This window comes from Streptoverticillium reticulum (assembly GCF_047456005.1).
Lineage (GTDB): Bacteria > Actinomycetota > Actinomycetes > Streptomycetales > Streptomycetaceae > Streptomyces > Streptomyces reticulum.
Genome location: NZ_CP179755.1, coordinates 7079024 through 7095732, shown reverse-complemented (window position 1 = coordinate 7095732; position 16709 = coordinate 7079024). Strand labels below are relative to the sequence as shown.

The 16709-nt window shown below is 73.0% G+C and carries 13 protein-coding genes; 3 read left to right on the top strand and 10 right to left on the bottom strand.

Features of this window, described 5'->3' with window-relative positions; translation table 11 throughout:
* From ACMATS_RS32400 to ACMATS_RS32365, 8 genes are all read right to left on the bottom strand, one after another.
* Nucleotides 1–1563, bottom strand: a complete 1563-nt coding sequence (locus ACMATS_RS32400; RefSeq protein ID WP_414169898.1) for a Wzz/FepE/Etk N-terminal domain-containing protein — start codon at nt 1561–1563, stop codon at nt 1–3.
* Nucleotides 1560–2927 (bottom strand): Wzz/FepE/Etk N-terminal domain-containing protein, encoded by a 1368-nt coding sequence (locus tag ACMATS_RS32395; RefSeq protein ID WP_390776076.1) that lies wholly within the window; start codon nt 2925–2927, stop codon nt 1560–1562. The genes ACMATS_RS32400 and ACMATS_RS32395 overlap by 4 nt, the downstream gene beginning before the upstream one ends.
* Nucleotides 2924–4189, bottom strand: coding sequence for a glycosyltransferase family 4 protein (locus ACMATS_RS32390; RefSeq protein WP_390776077.1), 1266 nt, complete (start codon nt 4187–4189; stop codon nt 2924–2926). The genes ACMATS_RS32395 and ACMATS_RS32390 overlap by 4 nt, the downstream gene beginning before the upstream one ends.
* Entirely contained in the window at nt 4179–5504 is a 1326-nt protein-coding gene (locus ACMATS_RS32385) for a nucleotide sugar dehydrogenase (protein WP_414169897.1), read from the bottom strand. The genes ACMATS_RS32390 and ACMATS_RS32385 overlap by 11 nt, the downstream gene beginning before the upstream one ends.
* 19 nt (nt 5505–5523) lie before the next feature.
* Nucleotides 5524–7002 carry a sugar transferase gene (locus ACMATS_RS32380; protein WP_414169896.1) on the bottom strand — a complete coding sequence of 493 codons (1479 nt, stop codon included), beginning with the start codon at nt 7000–7002 and terminating at the stop codon, nt 5524–5526.
* Nucleotides 7003–7565: 563 nt separating this feature from the next.
* Nucleotides 7566–10532 (bottom strand): amino acid adenylation domain-containing protein, encoded by a 2967-nt coding sequence (locus ACMATS_RS32375; RefSeq protein WP_414169895.1) that lies wholly within the window; start codon nt 10530–10532, stop codon nt 7566–7568.
* Nucleotides 10533–10739: 207 nt separating this feature from the next.
* Nucleotides 10740–11192, bottom strand: a complete 453-nt coding sequence (locus ACMATS_RS32370; RefSeq protein WP_414169894.1) for a pyridoxamine 5'-phosphate oxidase family protein — start codon at nt 11190–11192, stop codon at nt 10740–10742.
* Between the two features lie 184 nt (nt 11193–11376).
* Nucleotides 11377–11562, bottom strand: a complete 186-nt coding sequence (locus ACMATS_RS32365) for a DUF6183 family protein (RefSeq protein WP_390776082.1) — start codon at nt 11560–11562, stop codon at nt 11377–11379.
* 119 nt (nt 11563–11681) lie between these two features.
* Between ACMATS_RS32365 and ACMATS_RS32360 the strand changes: the two genes are divergently transcribed.
* Both ACMATS_RS32360 and ACMATS_RS32355 read left to right on the top strand, forming a co-directional pair.
* Complete coding sequence (locus ACMATS_RS32360) at nt 11682–12377, top strand: HAD family hydrolase (RefSeq protein ID WP_414169893.1); 696 nt, start codon at nt 11682–11684, stop codon at nt 12375–12377.
* A gap of 60 nt (nt 12378–12437) precedes the next feature.
* Nucleotides 12438–12620 carry a hypothetical protein gene (locus ACMATS_RS32355; protein WP_414169891.1) on the top strand — a complete coding sequence of 61 codons (183 nt, stop codon included), beginning with the start codon at nt 12438–12440 and terminating at the stop codon, nt 12618–12620.
* Nucleotides 12621–12943: 323 nt separating this feature from the next.
* Here the strand turns inward: ACMATS_RS32355 and ACMATS_RS32350 are convergent, their stop codons facing one another.
* A complete protein-coding gene (locus tag ACMATS_RS32350; RefSeq protein ID WP_390776085.1) occupies nt 12944–13489 on the bottom strand; it encodes a glycoside hydrolase family 25 protein in 546 nt (181 codons plus the stop codon).
* Between the two features lie 134 nt (nt 13490–13623).
* On the opposite strand from ACMATS_RS32350, the gene ACMATS_RS32345 reads away from it, so the two are divergent.
* Nucleotides 13624–15519, top strand: a complete 1896-nt coding sequence (locus ACMATS_RS32345) for an ATP-binding cassette domain-containing protein (RefSeq protein WP_390776086.1) — start codon at nt 13624–13626, stop codon at nt 15517–15519.
* A 197-nt stretch (nt 15520–15716) separates the two neighbouring features.
* On the opposite strand, the gene meaB is transcribed toward ACMATS_RS32345, so the two are convergent.
* Complete coding sequence (meaB, locus tag ACMATS_RS32340; protein WP_391156195.1) at nt 15717–16706, bottom strand: methylmalonyl Co-A mutase-associated GTPase MeaB; 990 nt, start codon at nt 16704–16706, stop codon at nt 15717–15719.
* Between the last annotated feature and the right edge of the window lie 3 nt (nt 16707–16709).

Sequence of the window (16709 nt, the reverse complement as noted above, 5' to 3'; positions counted from 1 at the left end):
CTACTGCGCCTCCTGGTCGCTGTCCGGGACCCGTGCGGCCCACATCGGCGGCCGCTCCGTCCGCCGCCGGTCCTCCCCCACTGCCTTGACGGCGTGGGAGGTACCCCCGTCGTTCTGCCGGGCCTGCCGTTCGCCGTGGCCGCGCAGCGCGGTGTGCCGCCCGTCCCACAGCGTGCCGTCGGTCCGGTCCCGCGGGTCGGGGTCGATCAGCACCACTCCGATCACCGGGATGTCCAGGTCCGCGAGTTGCCGTGCCACGGTGTGCAGCCATGCGGCGTTGCCGTGCCCGGCCCGCACGACGAGCACGGTCCGGGTGCCGAGGTACGGGAGGCCGGTCCATGCCGCGCCGGGCGCGACCGAGCCGACGCCGAACCGGCGTTCCTCGTGCGTCATGTCCGCGGCACGCTCGCCGCTGACCACGGTCGGGCCGCCCGGCTTCCGGCTGCGGTCGGCGAGTTGCAGACCGGGCAGGCCGTCGATGATCACCACGGGGCCGTCCGGTGCCAGCGCCTCGGCGAGGTCCAGGGCGATCACGCTCGTGGTGTGCGCACAGCCGAGTTCCAGCAGTGACACCGGTTCCGTGGAGTCGCGCACGGTGCGGGCCAGGAGCGCGGTGAGCCGTTCGCGCGCCGCCCGGGTCCGCCGGCGCTCCCACCGCCCGGCCGGCCGGCGGGGCACGCCGCGCAGTTCCGCGACGACCGAGGCGCCCAGGTTCTCCGCGATCTCCCGGCGCAGCACGGGGCGGTCCGCCACCACCGTGCCGACCGCGGCCAGCGCGAGCCCGAGGACGAGCCCGAGGACCAGCCCGATCGCGGCGTTGGTGGCAGCGACCTTGGGCAGGGAGTGCCGTACGGCGCGCGGGGCGTCCACGATCTGCGTGCCGGCGACGAGCCGGGGCGTGCCGGTGCGCGCCTCCGCGGCGCGCTGGTCGAAATCGGTGATCCGCGAGGTGAGTTCGGCCCGGCGGGCGAAGAGCGACTCGATGCTCGCCGACGCCTTCGGGTCGCTCCCCGGCGACCGGTCCCCGATCGCCTTGTTGACCTGGGTGAGTTCGTCCCGCATGCGGTCGCGCTGGTCGAGCAGGGCCTGGGCCTCTGCCTTCGCGGTCTCCTGCATCCGTGCCACGTGGTCCGCGACGAACGCGTCGGCCAGCGCCTTGGCCCGGGCCACCGCTTCCGCGTCGCTGCCGCCTGTCACTTCGATCTGCAGCAGGTTGTTGGTCAATCCGGTACCCCGGTAGCTCTGTATGAAGTCTTCGGGCTTTTCATGGGACTTGAGGGACTGCAGGGCCTTGGCGGCGATCCGTGTGGTCCCCAGCAGCTGGACGTCGGTACGGATCAGCGTTCCGGTGTCGTTCGGCTGGTCCTCCCGATGCGCGACCAGCACCTTGGTCACAGCGGTCGACGGTGGCGGCAGCAGGACGGCCAGCGCTGCGCCGACCAGCAGGCCCAGCAGTGCCATGGAGCACCAGAGGCGGCGGCGCCTGCGCACCGCTGCCACCAGTGCCTGCAGGTCGAGGAGCGGAGCGGCGGCCGACGGCTCCGGAGTCGTGCTGGTCGTCACGCACAGCCTCCCCTCGCGTGGCCGCGGACCGCGAGCGCCGGAGCGGCGGCGTCCGGAGCATCGCCGGCCGTCCGCGCCGGACGGGCCCGGACCGTGCCGGCGACGACGATGCCGGCGACCTCGTGCCCCGCGTCCGCACACGCCTCGGCGATGCCGGCAAGCTCTTCCGCGGTCCGGCTGCCCGCGCTGAGCACGACCACGGCACCGGACTCGGTGTCGCGGTCCGGCACGATCGGCCGGGACACCGAGACGTCCACCACCCGCAGCACAGGACCGCTCTTGGCCTCGGCGACGAGTTCCCCGGCGGCCCGGCGGGCGATCTCGTCGCCGTCCGGTACGACGACCAGCAGCCGTCGGGGGGCGGGCAGCCGGTCCCGGAGGCGGGCGCACACCCGCCGGTAGCGGATCCGCCTGCCGGCCTCGGTGCCGGACGTCCGCGGGGCCGGTGCGTCCCACCGGGTGTCGACGCCGAGGAGCCGGCGGATCCGGGCCCGCGGGCCACGGTCCTCCGGCCGGTGCGCGGGCCGTTCATCGGGTACGTCGACGGTACCCAGCAGCGTCGAGCCCAGTGCCGCGGCGATCTCCGGTCCGGTGTGCAGCCGGCGGTTCATCCGTGCGGCGACGAGATGGCCGACGACCGCGAGCAGGAAGAACACCAGCGCCCCGGCGCCGATGAGTTGCGCCCTCGTCGGCGGTGCCTGTCCGGTCGGCCGGGCCGCCGGTCCCATGACGACCATGCCGGCCTTGTTGGCCACCGGGTCGGCCTGGCCCAGCTTCTTCATGGCCTCCTGCAGTGCGGCGCGCAGCTTCTCGAGCTCGGTGCGGCCCTGCACGCTCTCCACGGTCCGCCCCGGATCGGCCCCGTTGGCCAGGTCGGTGATGCGGCGGTCGGTCTCGTCCACCTTCTGCCGCAGCGCCTCGGGCCCCGTGGCCGCGTCGGAGTCGCTGGTGTCGCCCGCGATCCGCGCGGCGAAGGTGACGAACTGCCGGGCCACCTGGTCGGAGAGCCGCTGCGCGCGCTCCGGGGTGCCGGCCGTGCCCGAGATCTTGATGATGTTCCCGTCGGAGGCCTCGGCGCTCACCCGGTCCCGCAGCGCGGCGCCGCTGACGCCCGTCCAGCCGAGCGCGGCGGCCGCGCGGTCGACCACCGCCGAACTGGTCGCGATCTCCGCCTGGGTCAGCAGCGCGCGTTCTTCCCACTGCCCCGGCAGCAGTACCGATGCCGACGCCGTGTAACGCGGCGGGAACAGCACCGAGGCGCCGTAGCCGACGAGCGCGCCCAGCACGGTGAGGAGGGCGAGAAGTCGCCAGCGCCGACGGAGAATCCGCCCCATCGTGGCCAGACGTATCGTTTCATCGCTCAACGGTGCGGCCTCCTCCCCGGCCGTACCGGGTCGCCCGCCGGAACCGCGGTGCGGTCACGGCAGGCAACGGCGTAGGCGGCGAGCAGCGATACTTGCGAGTTCCGCCAGGACAGCTCCCCGCTGATCCGCTCCTGGCCGGTCTTTCCCATCCGGGCCCGCTTCTCCGGATCGTCCAGCAACAGCCCGATGAGCCTGGCGAATTCGGCCTCGTCGTTGGCGGGCGCGTAGACGGCGGCGTCACCGGCGGAGACCCGCGCCTCCCGGAGGTCGAACGAGACGATCGGCCGGCCCATCGCCATGTACTCCAGGACCTTGTTCATGGTCGACACGTCGTTGAGCGGGTTGCGGGGGTCGGGGGAAAGGCACACGTCCGCGGTGGACAGGTAGCGCACCAGGTCGGCGTCCGGAATGCGCCCGGTGAACTCGACCTGCTCGGAGAGCCCGAGCCGCCGGGACAGCTTCACCATCGCGTCGAAGGCGTCACCGGCGCCGACGAACACCGCGTGCCAGTCGGTCCGCCCGAGCTCGTCGCGCAGCTTCGCCAGGGCCCGCAAGGCGTAGTCGACGCCGTCCTGCGGCCCCATGACGCCGAGGTAGCACAGCAGATGGGGCTTGCCGCGCTTCAACTCCGGTTCCGGCGGCACCGGTTGGAACCGGTCGGTCTGGGGTGCGCTGCGCACCACGAAGACGTCCGAGGGCCGCTTGCCGCCGCGGCGCAGCGCGACGTCCCGGTAGCTCTCGTTGGTGGCGAGCACGACGTCCGCGGCCCGGTAGGTGAATCGTTCCAGCGCGCAGACGGCGCGGTAGAGCAGGTCCTGGCCGCGGTCGAACCGGGAGAGGTACAGCTCGGGCACCAGGTCGTGCTGGTCGAAGACGAACCGGGCGCCGCGCCGCTTCAGCATCAGGGCGGGCAGGAAGAGCAGGTCGGGCGGGTTGCAGGCGTGGACCACGTGGACCGGGCCGACCTTGCGGGCCAGCCGGGCCGTGTGCCACAACGCCGATCCGTACTCCCGCAGATAGCCGGCCGGCCCGCCGGTGGCGGCGCGCAACGGGTAGCGGTGGATCCGCACCCCGTCGACGACCGCCTCCGGTTCCCTGTCCCGCTTGCTCCCCTGCGGGCAGATGACGTCCACCGTCCAGCCCGCGTCGCGGAGCGTCGTGCACTCCTGCCACACCCGCCGGTCGAACGGCACCGACAGGTTCTCCACCAGGATCAGCGCACGCCGACCCTGCCGTTCACCACTGATTGCATTACCAGACAAGACCCACGTACCCCGGTTCGGCCCGGCGCGCCTCGGCGTCGGGAATGCGGACGAGGTCGATGAGCACGGTGCCGTCGCCATGGGGAAGCTCCGACAGCACGGCGGGGTCCTTGGTCCCGACCAGGCACACCTCGGCGTGGTCGAGCACGTCGCCGACGGAGTCCACCAGGAGCTGCGCGATGTGCGGCAGCCGGGTCTCGATGTACTCGCGGTTCGCGCCGAGCAGCCGGGAGAGGTTCACGTTGGCGTCGTAGATCCGCAGGTCGTACCCCTTGCCGATGAGTCTCTCCGCCAGCTCGACGAGCGGGCTCTCGCGGAGGTCGTCGGTGCCGGGTTTGAAGGACAGCCCGAACAGGCCCGCCCGGCGCCTGCCGGTGCGCTCGACCAGCTCCACCGCGCGTTGCAGGTGGTCGGAGTTGGAGGGCAGCACGTGGGCGAGGATGGGCACCGAGACGTCGGCCCGCTGCGCCGCGTGGACCAGGCTGCGCAGGTCCTTGGGCAGGCAGGAGCCGCCGAAGGCGAAGCCGGGCCGCAGATAGGCGGGGCTGATGTTCAGCTTGCGGTCGGCCAGGAACACGTCCATCACCTGGTGCGGGTCCACCCCGAGCGCCTGGCACACGGCGCCCAGCTCGTTCGCGAAGCCGATCTTGAGGCCGTGGAACGCGTTGTCCGCGTACTTGATCGCCTCGGCCGTCGGGACCGGCACCCGGAACACCTCGCCGGGCAGGCCGTCGTACAGCGCCGCCACCACGTCGCCGCTCGCCGGGTCGAGTTCGCCGATGACGGTCTTGGGCGGGTCGAAGAAGTCCCGCACGCTCGTGCCCTCGCGCAGGAACTCCGGGTTGACCGCGACCCCGAAGTCCACCCCGGCCGTGCCGCCGGTGTACTTCTCCAGGATCGGTACCAGCAGGTTCAGGCAGGTGCCCGGGAGCATGGTGCTGCGGAACACGACGGTGTGCCGCCCGCCGTGCCCACTGCGCTCCGCCAGCGCGGCACCGATCTGCTCGGTGACCCGCTCCAAGTAGGTCGTGCACAGGCTGCCGTTGGGCTCCGACGGCGTGCCCACGCAGACCAGCGACACCTCGCTGCCCGTGATCGCTTCGCGGACGTCGTCGGTGGCGCGCAGCGCTCCGGTCCGCACGGCCTCGGCGGTGATCTCGCCGATCCGCTCCTCGACCACCGGGGCCTTGCCGTCGTTGACCAGGTCCACCTTCGCCCGGTTGACGTCCACCCCGATGACCTCGTGCCCCAGTCCGGCCAGGCATGCGGCCGACACGCAGCCCACGTAGCCGAGCCCCAAGACGCTTATTCTCATGTCCCGTTCCTCCCCCGCATCAGTAGGCCCCCTGGCCTTGGAGCACCGCACGCAGCGTCTTCCACAAAATCACCGAGTCGAGGGCGAGCGACCAGTCCTCGACGTACCGCAGGTCCAGCCGGACCGCTTCCTCCCACGGCAGGTCGCTGCGTCCGCTGATCTGCCACAGGCCGGTGAGCCCGGGCTTGACCAGCAGCCGCCGTCGGATGTCCGGGCCGTACGCTGCGGACTCCTCCGGCAGCGGAGGCCGCGGGCCGACGAGCGACATCGAGCCGGCGAGCACGTTGAAGAGCTGCGGGAGTTCGTCGATCGAGTACCGGCGCAGCACCGCTCCGACCCGGGTCAGCCGTGGATCCCGGCGCAACTTGAACAGCAGGCCGGCGCCCTCGTTCTGGTCGGCCAGCGCGGCGCGTGCCCGGTCGGCCCCGGCGACCATGGTGCGGAACTTGAATATGGTGAACTCGCGGCCGTCCTTGCCGACTCTGCGCTGGCGGTACAGCGCCCCGCCCCGGCTGTCGGCGAGCACGAGCAGCCCGACGAGCACCATCAGCGGCGCGAACAGCACCAGCAGGACCGCCGCGCCCAGGCGGTCGACGACCTCTTTGACCACCCGGCGGCCTCCGGTGAAGGCCGGCATGCTGACCCGCAGCAGCGGGATCCCGAGCACCGCGTCGACGTGCAGCCGCGGGCCGGCCACCTCCATCAGCACGGGGGCCACGACCATCTCGGCGTCGCTGCCTTCGAGGTTCCACGCCAGCCGCTGCAGCCGGTCCGGTGACCAGTGCGGGTCCGGTGTGACCGCGACGACACGGTAGCCGTCGCGGCGGACGTGATTGGCGACGTCCGCCAGCCGGCCGACGACCGGCACTCCGTCCAGTTGGTCGTCGTCGAACCCGAGGCCGTCCGGCGTGCACACCGCCTCCACCCGCCAGCCGAGGTGCGGGAACTTGCGGGTCCGGGTGATCAGGTCGCGCACGGTGGCCGGGCTTCCGGCGGCGAGCACCGGGCGCAGGCACCGGCCTTCCTGCCGCTGTCGGTGCAGCCAGAGGCGCAGCAGATACCGCTCGGTCATGGTGACGAGCGCGATCGCCGGGATCGCGACGAAGATCCAGAGCTTGATGTTGCGCGAGGTGAGGGCGATCCCGCCGAGGGCGAGTACGACGACCGCCGTGGACAGTGAGCGTCCGAGCCGGCGGAATTCCTCGGCGCCCTGGCCGAGTACGGCCGGAGCCCACGCCTTGCTCACCGCGAACGCTCCCAGCACCAGCAGTTCGGTGCCGAAGGCGAGAATGCCCCACTTCTCGTGCCAGTTGGTCGCGTCCCGGGCCCCGAAGAAGATGCCGATCGCCGCCACCACGAAGGCGGTGGCCAGGGTGTCACTGGTGATCACGGCCCGGTGGTACCGCTGTTCCCAGTCGGTCGAGGGCCGGCCGACGGCCCCGTTCGCCAAACGTCTTCGTGTCGATGGAGACGAGCTGACTAAACCCCCCTGAGGCACGGAACCCCCCAGGTCGCCAGTGGTTCGACGTGTTCGCCCGACACTGTTCCTCCCCCCGAGAGGCCCCCGCCCCCCGCACTGTTTTCCCCCTCGGGAGGCTCACGCCCCCCGTGCATGACATCGCGCTGTTTCAGTGCTGTTGGAACAACGTTTCAGTGCTGTTGGAACAACCCGCCGTGGCGGCGGCGGACTCGCATGTCCTGCCGGACTCTCGAGGCGCACGGGAACCCGTCGGAACCCCGGGTGCTCCCGCGCCCAGGTCCCTCTCGGGTCGTTTCGTGCCCGAGCGGCTGAAGCACGCACAACCTAGACCATCCGATGCCCGTGTGTAGAGGGGGTGTGCTCAATTTGTGCTCAAGCTTTGAGGCCGGATCGATCGATCGATGACCATCCGGAGGCACCTTTCTGCACATCCAAGTGGCCTATTCCGTCTGACCATTCACACACGCCCTTGTCGCACAGGTGCCCGTTTGCCAGGATGCGGTCACATGTGCGCCCACAGCCGGGCACGAGCGCGTGCCCACCCACCGCCGCCGCGGTGGGTGGGCACGGTACGGCGACGGTCACGGCGCAGGCCGCTCCAGGTAGCCGGTCGTGTAGAAGTACTCCAGGTACCGGTCCAGCAGCTCCGCATCCACCGGCGGGCACGCCAAACCGCTTCCGGCGAGGTCGCGTTCGACGTTGGCCCGCCCGAGGGCGGGGAAGGTGTCCTCGAAGTACATCTCCTTGACCGACATGTCGGCCTTGTTGCTGCGGTCCACGCACAGCGACACGAACGGCGCCGTGGCGCTCGTCGGGTGCTCCGCCACGTGCCGGACCAGCTCCTCCACCCATTCCGTGTACGGGAGTTCACGCACGGCGTGGCCGGCAGCGCGCATCCGGCCGAGCATGTCGTGGAAGTCCGCCGGGTGCGGGTTGGTCAGGTGGTAGGTGCGGCCGTCCGCGGGGCGCGTCGTGGCGATGTGGACGATCGCGTCGGCCAGGTAGTCCACCGGGACGAAGTCCATCGGCAGCCGGATGTCGGGGGCGAGACCGGTCTCGGCGACGGTCTTGAACAGCGAGCAGATCGCGGTCTCGGTGTTGCAGGCGCCCGTGCTCCGGTCCCCGGTGATCTCGTAGGGGCGGTAGACCGCCACCGGCACGCCCTGGCGCGCGGCGTCCTGCAGCACCTGCTCGGCGACCCACTTGCTCTCGGCGTACCCCATGGTGAGCCGGTCGGCGTGGTCGAGCGGCAGGTCCTCGTCGACGTGCCGGACGCCCGCGGTGCCGAATCCGGACACCACCGCGATGGTCGACAGGAAGTGCACCGGCACCCCACGGCGGGCCGCCAGCCGGACGATCTCCCGCGTGCCGTCGACGTTGGCGCTGCGCAACGCCTCGTACGGGTAGAGGAAGTTGACCTGCGCCGCCGAGTGGACCACGAGGTCGAGGGTCCGGGCGAGCTCCTCGGCGCGGTCCGGGTCCAGGCCCAGGCCGGGCCGGGCGAGGTCGGCGGGGAAGCACACGATGCGGTCGGCGTCCTCGGGCCGGGCGAGTCCGTAACGGGCCAGGTTGCGGAGCACCTTGTGCCGGGCGTGTGCCTCGTCGCGGCTGCGCACGGGGCAGTGGACGCGGGCCCCGGTGGTGCGCAGGAAGCGGTCGAGGAGGAAGGCGCCGACGAACCCGGAGGCGCCGGTGAGCAGGACGTCCCGGGGCTGCTGCCACTGCGGTGCGGGCCCCTGCCGCGGCGGGAGTTCGAAGCCGAGGCGGCCTTCGGCACGGAAGTCGACGGCCCGGTCCGCGGCGGAGCCGTCCTGCCCCTGGACGCCGGCGACGGCGGCGGCGAAGCCCTCCAGCGTGGGCCGGCGCAGCAGGCCGTGGATCAGCGTGGTGCCGTGCCGGGGGTCGAGGTCCAGGGCGGTGAGGGTGCGGGTGACGGCCTCCGCCGCCAGGAGCGAGTCGCCGCCGAGGCCGAAGAAGTCGTCGCCGGGGTCGGGGCGCACGGCGAGGACCGTCTGCCACACCTCGGCCAGCGTCGCGTGCAGGCCGGAAAGCTGCACGGGGGCGGGCCGTCGGGCATCGTCCGAACCCGCCAGGGCGCGCAGCCGCTTGCGGTCGACCTTGCCCGCGGACGTCACCGGGAACTCGGCGATCTCCGTCAGCCGGGACGGCACCGCGGCTGCGGGCAGCCAGGCGGCGAGGTGCTTGCGGACGCGGTCGACGGGCACGGCGGCGCCCGGGCGGGCGGGGGTGACGTACGCGGTCAGCCGGTCCCCGTCCAGCTCGACGACGGCCTCGCCGACCGCGTCGTCCGCGCGGATCCGGGCCTCGACCTCGTCCAGTTCGATGCGGTGTCCGCGGAGTTTGACCTGCCGGTCGGCGCGGGCGCGGTACTCCAGCGCGCCGTCCTCGCGCCGGACGGCGCGGTCACCGGTGCGGTACAGCCGTGCGCCGGGCTCGGAGGGGTCGGCGACGAAGCGTTCGGCGGTCAGTTCCGGGTCGCCGAAGTACCCCAGGGCCAGGCCGTCCCCGCCGACGAACAGTTCGCCCTCTTCGCCCGGTTCCGCGGCGGTGCCGTCCTCGCGCAGCACATGGCACGAGGAGTTCTCCAGCGGGCGGCCTATGGGCACGGTGGTCGCACCGGCAGGCACGTCGTGCACCAGGTGGGCGGTGGACACGACGCTGTTCTCGGTCGGGCCGTAGAAGTTGACCAGCGTGGTGTCCGGGCAGGCGTCCAGCACGGCGCGGGCCAGGTCCGGGGCCATGGCCTCGCCGCCCGCAGAGACGAACCGCAGCGTCCGCAGGGCGTGCGGCCTGGTGCGCGCGACGTGGTGGAACACCCCGGTGGTCAGGTAGGCGATGGTGACCCGGTCCTCCAGGAGCCGGGCCTCCAGTGCGGCGGGGGACAGCAGTTCCTCGCGGTCCACCAGGACCAGGCAGGCGCCGCCGAGCAGGGCGGCCCAAATCTCGATGGTGGAGGCGTCCGAGGACAGGCCGTAGGCGTGGAGCACCCGGTCCCCGGGGCGCGGCCGCTGGGTGACCAGGTCGGACGCGGCCAGCCGGAGCACGCCGCGGTGCGGGATCGCCACCGGCTTGGGACGGCCGGTCGAGCCGGAGGTGAACATCACGTAGGCGCGGTCGTCCGGGCCGGGCCGGTGCGCCGCGTCCGGGGCGGGCGCCGTCCGGGCGGGCGCCGGGCCGTCGAGTCCGACGCGGGTGCGCACCCGCCGGAGGCGGCAGACGCTGCCCGGGAGCGTCACGACCGTGTGCACTCCGGCGTCCTCGGCCATGGCCTGCAGCCTCTGGGGCGGGGACGTGTCGTCGAGGGGGACGTAGGCGGCGTCGGCCTTGAGCACGCCGAGGAAGGCGATCAGCGCCTCCGGGGAACGGCCGCCGTACACACCGACGTTGTCGCCGGGCCGGACTCCGGCGTCGCGCAGCCGGCCGGCCAGTGCGTCGGACCGCTCCTTGAGCTCGCCGTAGGTCAGGGTCCGGTCGTGGTGCACCGCGGCCGTCGCGCGCGGGCGACGTTCCGCGCGGGCGTCGAACACCTCATGCAGAAGTCGGTCCGGAGTGCAGGTGTGCCCTGCATCCCATAAGTCCTGCGGATTTCGCGTTTCTTGTGCGCGCATACCCCGTCCGGCGTGCAGAGCCGGCTCGGGGCAGGCGATCGTGTCGAGCGACACCGTGGATACTCTCCCGTACTGCCTGTTTCCGGTGATGGACTGTGGTGCGTTCCTCGGCTTTACGCCCGCGGCTCAGCTGAACTCCGCCGCGAACGCCGAGAAATCGGCGGTGCGCCATCGCTGCGGCCGCATGCGCAGGAGAATGTCCTCGGCCAGCTGGTGTCCGTTGGCCTCCAGATAGGCGGGCGCCGTCTCCGCGTCCAGGTACCGGTGCGCCAGGGCCTCCCGGTCGGCCGGCGGCACCGGGTCCTCGACGGCCACGACCGGCCCTTCCACGCTCACGTACCGGTACGGCGCCGTCTCGTCCTGCACGCACAGGCTGAACCGCCGCGCGTCGCGGACGAGCCGGCCCTTCACCGAGTCCCGCCCGGTCTGGACGATCACCTCGCCACCGGGGCGGTAGTCGTACCAGACGGGGACGAGCAAGGGCGCGCTCTCTCCCCGCGGGTCGTCCACTCCCAGAACTCCGACGTGCAGACCGGCGAGAAAATTCTCCCGGTCCTCGACGGACATCCCAATGTCCATTGCCAATTACCTCACTTCGGAACGTTGTGCCGATGCATTTCGGGAACCCTTACGGGGAACCTCAACCGTCAACGGCGCATCGGCAGCAGCCCCAAAGCACTGCCCTGCCTCTCCTTTTTCAATCTCCCCCGGAAGCCGATTGTCCGAAAACGATCAGGGGGGATCCGGGGCGGTTACCCGGAGTTCAGTCGACGTCGACCGCCGCCGGCACGGCCGTGCGGCATCCGTCCGGCGTGAGCGCCGCGATGCCGTAGTCGTAGATCCGGCCGGTGAACCACGGCGTGTCCGCCTCGAAGCGGAACCGGTCGCAGACGAGGGCGCGTTGCTCCGCGAAGCGGTCGTTCGCGCCGAGCCCCGCCAGGCGAATCACCCGCCTCGGCCGGTCCGCCGATCGCCTCGGCCAGGTGGGCCGGGGTGGCCTCCCGCACCGGGGATCGTTTCATGGGCCGTACGTCCGGTCCCGCACAGTCGACCGGGGACACTGGTGCCATGACCGTCAAAGGTGTGCTCTTCGACTTCTCCGGAACCCTGTTCCGCATCGAGTCCGCCGAGTCGTGGCTGCGGGCGGCCCTCGACCGGACCGGAATCCCCCTGGACGAGGGCGCGTTGCAGGCGCTGGCCCGGCGGCTGGCCGAGGCCGGGGCACAGCCCGGCGGGCAACTCCCTCGGTCCGTGCCGGCCCACCTCGCCACGGCGTGGGCGCAGCGGGATGCGCGCGCGGAGCAGCACCGCGCCGCGTACACGGGAGTGGCCCGCGGAGTGCCGGTGCCGGACGAGCGGCTCTACGACGCGCTCTACGCACGCCACACGGACCCCGCCGCGTGGGTCCCGTACCCCGATGCGGCCGAGGTGCTGGCCGCGCTGCGCCGACGGGGTGTGCGGATCGCCGTCGTGAGCAACATCGGCTGGGACCTGCGGCCGGTCTTCCGGGCGCACGGTCTCGACGAACTGGTGGACGCGTACGTCCTGTCCTACGAGCACGGCGTGCAGAAGCCCGACCCGCGGCTGTTCGAGGCCGCGTGCGCCGCCCTGCACCTCCCGCCCGCCGAGGCGCTGATGGTCGGGGACGACCCGCGCGCGGATGCGGGGGCGGCGGACGTGGGGTGCGCGGTGCACCTGGTGGAGCACCTTCCGGTCACGGAACGGCCCGACGGGCTGCGGCAGGTCCTGGGCCTGGTGGGCTGACGAACCGGCAACGGCCCCGCTCGGGGGCCGTTGTCAGTGCCCCGCCCTACGCTCGTGAGCATGTCGTCCCCTTCCTCCGACTCCCCCGCGCGCGACGATGCGGCCGCGCTGAACGCCGAGATCCGCGCGTTCCTCTCGGCGCGCCGCGACCGTGCGCTGACGCGCGAGGAGCGCGCCGAGTACGAGGCGCTGCGGGCGCGTTGGGTGGAGGCGGTGCGGGCCGGGCTGGGGACGGCGGCGTGAGCGGCGGCGGATCTTCGCGCCCCGTCAGGGGCGCGGGGCTGTTGCTCCCCCAGCTACCTCCCCCAGCTACCGCTGGGGGTGCCCCCAGGGGGTGCCCCCAGGAGGTACCCCCAGCGGCTCCGCCGCGTGGGCGCGACCGGGCGCCCCGTCAGGGGCGCGGGGAACTGCGCGAACAGCCCCCACCGGCCCGCAGGTAACGCACCACCCCAGGGGTCCGAGGCGAAGCCCCGACACCCTCGACTGCAGGCGCGTCGTGGCCGGTCGCGCCCACGCGGCGGAGCCGCAAATCGAAACAGCCCCGCGCCCCTGACGGGGCACAGGCCCTAGTCCGCCCACGCCCGCAGCGCGGCCCGGCTGCCGAAGTGCGCGACGTTGTGGTCGATGCCGCCGGACTCGCTGTACTGGTGGAACGTCCACGCGTGCTGCACGCCCGGGTGTCCCGCGGAGTGGTCGGGGTCGGCGATCCACAGGCCGTCGCCCGCGTTGTCCGTGGTGTCCCTGTGGAACCAGTAGTCGCGGTTGCAGTACAGCACGACCCGGTGCCCGCGGGCCCCGGCCCTGGCGTCGGCGAGCCAGCGGTCCTTGTCGCGGCAGGAGACGCCGGGGTCCTCCCAGTCGAGGGCGAGGATGTCGCCCCTCCGTAAGGCGATCTTGTCGAGGAAGTAGGCGCACTGGGCGGACATGGAGCCCGGGGTGACGTAGTGGTAGTAGCCGACGACGAGCCCGTGGTCACGGGCCCGGTCGCGCTGCTCCACCCACTTCGGGTTGACGTAGGACGTGCCTTCGGTGACCTTCACGAAGACGAAGTCCAGCCCGCTGACGGAGTAGTTCGCGCTGTTGTGACTGCTGACGTCGATGCCGTGGAGCATTCCGGTCTCCTCCCGGTGGGGCGGACGGAGCGGACGGGGATGTCCGAAGTATCGTTCCTGCACCGGGGGGTGCGGCAATATCTCCGCAGCCTGTTCGATTGTCAACTTCCTTCGCGGCGCGCAGTTTTACGGCCATGACGGCCACCACGACCGCATCCACCGGCTCGACCGCGGCGAGCACGGCGGCCGCGCCGCCGTCCCCCGCACCCCTGCGGCGGCCGGTGCGGCAGGTGGCGGCGGTGGCGGCGTTCACCGTGGCGCTGGCCTGGCGGGCCGACCCCCGGCGGCTGGGGCTGGTGCTGGGGATCCAGCTGGTGCAGGGCGCCGGGCTCGGCGTGGCCCTGCTCGCGACCCAGCGGACCCTGGCCCGGGCCGCCCCGTGGACCGGCGGTGCGGGGCTCGCCGGACGGCTGCTCCCGTCCGCGGGGGCCGTGGCCGGGGTGGCCGCGATGGCGCTGGCGGGCGGGCTGCTGCGCGTGGTCGTCCAGAACGTGCAGCGGGTGCTGCGGCTGAACGTGGACCGGCTGGCCACCCAGCAGGTGCTGGACGCCGCCATGGCCGCCGACCTGGCCACGTTCGAGGAACCGGACTTCCACGACCGCCTGCAGCGCGCCGTGTCCGCCTCCCGCTTCCAGCCCCTGCTGCTGGTGGTCACGCTCACCAGCCTGGTCCGGACCGCCGTCTCCCTGCTCGCGGTGGCCGTGTCGTTCGCGGTCCTCGCGTGGTGGCTGCTGCCCTCGCTGCTGCTGATCGCCCTGCCGGTGCTGCGCAACGCCCGGCGCGTCCGCCGGGCCCGCCACGACCTGCACCTGAGCCTGGCGGAGAACCGGCGGGTCCGGCAGTACGCCGAGCAGCTGCTGACCGGCCGCGAAGAGGCCCCGGAGATCCGTGCGTTCGGCATCGGCCCGGCGCTGCGCCGCCGCTGGTCCGAGCGGTACGAGGCCGAGATCGCCCAGGAGGCCGCGCTCGCACGGCTGTTGACGCGGCGCCAGGCACTGGCCCGGCTGTCCGCCGACCTCGGTGCCGCCGGTCTGCTCGGCCTGCTGCTGTGGCTGGCGCACGCCGGGCTGCTGAGCGGGGCGACCGCGGCGACCGCGCTCGCGGCCCTGATCCTGCTCGGCACCCGGGCCCAGTACCTGGGCGACCTGCTGTCCACGACCGGGGAACAGCTCCTCTACCTCGACGACTTGCGCGCCTTCGCGCCCTCCGGCAGCGCGCCCGGGCCACGGCAGCGCGCCGCCACGGCCGGCCCGGCGTCCGGACCGCCCGCCCTCCGCGCCCTGGAGGCGCGCGGGATCACCTTCACCTATCCCGGCGCGGCGGCTCCGGCCCTGTGCGGGGTCGACCTGACCCTGCCGGCGGGCCGGACCGTCGCCCTGGCGGGAGCCAACGGCTCGGGCAAGACCACCCTGGCCAAGCTCCTCTGCGGCCTCTACACCCCGCAGCACGGCCGGCTGCTGCTGGACGGCGAGCCGGTCGCCGATCCCGCCCTGCTGCGGGAGCGGACGGCCGTGGTCTTCCAGGACTTCGTGCGGTACAAGTTCACCGCCGAGGAGAACATCACCCTCGGCCGCCCCGACGCCCCCGGCGCAGCGGACCGCGCACGGTGTGCGGCCCTGGCCGCCGGTGCCGACGCCTTCCTCTCCGCGCTGCCCGACGGCTACGCCACCCGGCTCGGCAAGGAGTTCACCGGAGCCACCGACCTGTCCGGCGGGCAGTGGCAACGCCTCGCCCTGGCGCGGGCGTTCTACCGCGACGCGCCGTTCGTCATCCTGGACGAACCCACGGCCGCCCTCGACGCAGAGGCCGAGGCCGCGCTGTTCGCCCGCATGCGGGCGCTCTGCGCGGGGCGCACGGTCGTGCTGATCTCGCACCGCTTCTCCAGCATCCGCGCGGCGGACCACATCTACGTCCTCGACCGGGGGCGCATCGTCGAGGACGGCAGCCACCGGGAACTCATGGCGCGAGGCGGCGCCTACGCCCGCCTGTACCTCGCGCAGGCGGCGGCGTACCTCGCCGATGCCCCGTAGGGGCGCGGGGCTGTTCACTCCCCCAGCTACCTCCCCCAGCTACCGCTGGGGGTGCCCCCAGGAGGTACCCCCAGCGGCTCCGCCGCGTGGGCGCGACCAGGCGCCCCGTAAGGGGCGCGGGGAACTGCGCGACCAGCCACCGACGGCCTGCAGCCGACGCACCACCCGGGGGTCGGGGGCGAAGCCCCCGCGCCCCCTTACGGGGCGCCGCGGAAAGCTCGCAGCAACCGCTCCGCGGCCACACTGGCCGGCAACGCACCGTCCCGCACCTGCTGTTCGAGGCCCAGCCGCAGGCGACACACCTCGGGGTGGCCGTGCAGCTCGGACAGCAGCTGGTCGCGGACCATGGACCAGGTCCACTCGACCTGCTGCGCGCGCCGCCGCCCGTCCAGCTCGCCGGTCGCCGACAGCACCCGGCGGTGCTGCTCGATCCGTTCCCAGACGGTGTCGAGCCCTGTGCCCTCGCGCGCGCTGCACGTCAGCACGGGTGGATTCCAGGAAGCGTCCGGCACCTGCAACAACCGCAGTGCCCCGGCCAGCTCACGCGCAGCGGACCTGGCGTCGCGCTCGTGGGGACCGTCCGCCTTGTTGACGGCGACGACGTCGGCCAGTTCGAGCACGCCCTTCTTGATGCCCTGGAGCTGGTCGCCGGTGCGGGCGAGGGTGAGCATCAGGAAGGTGTCGACCATGCCGGCCACGGCGGTCTCCGACTGGCCGACGCCCACGGTCTCCACGAGCACCACGTCGTGACCGGCCGCCTCCATCACCACCATGGCCTCGCGGGTGGCCCGCGCGACCCCGCCCAGGGTGCCCGCGCTGGGCGAGGGCCGGACGAAGGCCGCGGGGTCGACGGCGAGCCGCTCCATGCGGGTCTTGTCGCCCAGGATGCTGCCGCCGGTCCGGCCGGAGGACGGGTCGACGGCCAGCACGGCGACCCGGTGGCCGAACCCGGTGAGCATCGTTCCGAAGGCGTCGATGAACGTCGACTTGCCCACGCCCGGCACGCCCGTGATGCCGATCCGGCGCGCCGCACCGGTGTGCGGCAGCAGCTCGGTCAGCATCCGCTGGGCGGCCGTGCGGTGGTCGGCCCGCGTCGACTCGACGAGCGTGATGGCCCGCGCGACGGCGGCCCGCTTGCCGTCGAGCACGCCCTTGACGTACGCGTCGATGTCAATCGTGCGCGCCATCGG

What these genes read in the sequence shown, in the direction of transcription:
- ACMATS_RS32385 (WP_414169897.1), bottom strand. Translation starts at nt 5,504, where the DNA reads ATGAGAATAAGCGTCTTGGGGCTCGGCTACGTGGGCTGCGTGTCGGCC.
- ACMATS_RS32370 (WP_414169894.1), bottom strand. Translation starts at nt 11,192, where the DNA reads ATGGACATTGGGATGTCCGTCGAGGACCGGGAGAATTTTCTCGCCGGT.
- ACMATS_RS32360 (WP_414169893.1), top strand. Translation starts at nt 11,682, where the DNA reads ATGACCGTCAAAGGTGTGCTCTTCGACTTCTCCGGAACCCTGTTCCGC.
- ACMATS_RS32355 (WP_414169891.1), top strand. Translation starts at nt 12,438, where the DNA reads ATGTCGTCCCCTTCCTCCGACTCCCCCGCGCGCGACGATGCGGCCGCG.
- ACMATS_RS32350 (WP_390776085.1), bottom strand. Translation starts at nt 13,489, where the DNA reads ATGCTCCACGGCATCGACGTCAGCAGTCACAACAGCGCGAACTACTCC.
- ACMATS_RS32345 (WP_390776086.1), top strand. Translation starts at nt 13,624, where the DNA reads ATGACGGCCACCACGACCGCATCCACCGGCTCGACCGCGGCGAGCACG.
- meaB (WP_391156195.1), bottom strand. Translation starts at nt 16,706, where the DNA reads ATGGCGCGCACGATTGACATCGACGCGTACGTCAAGGGCGTGCTCGAC.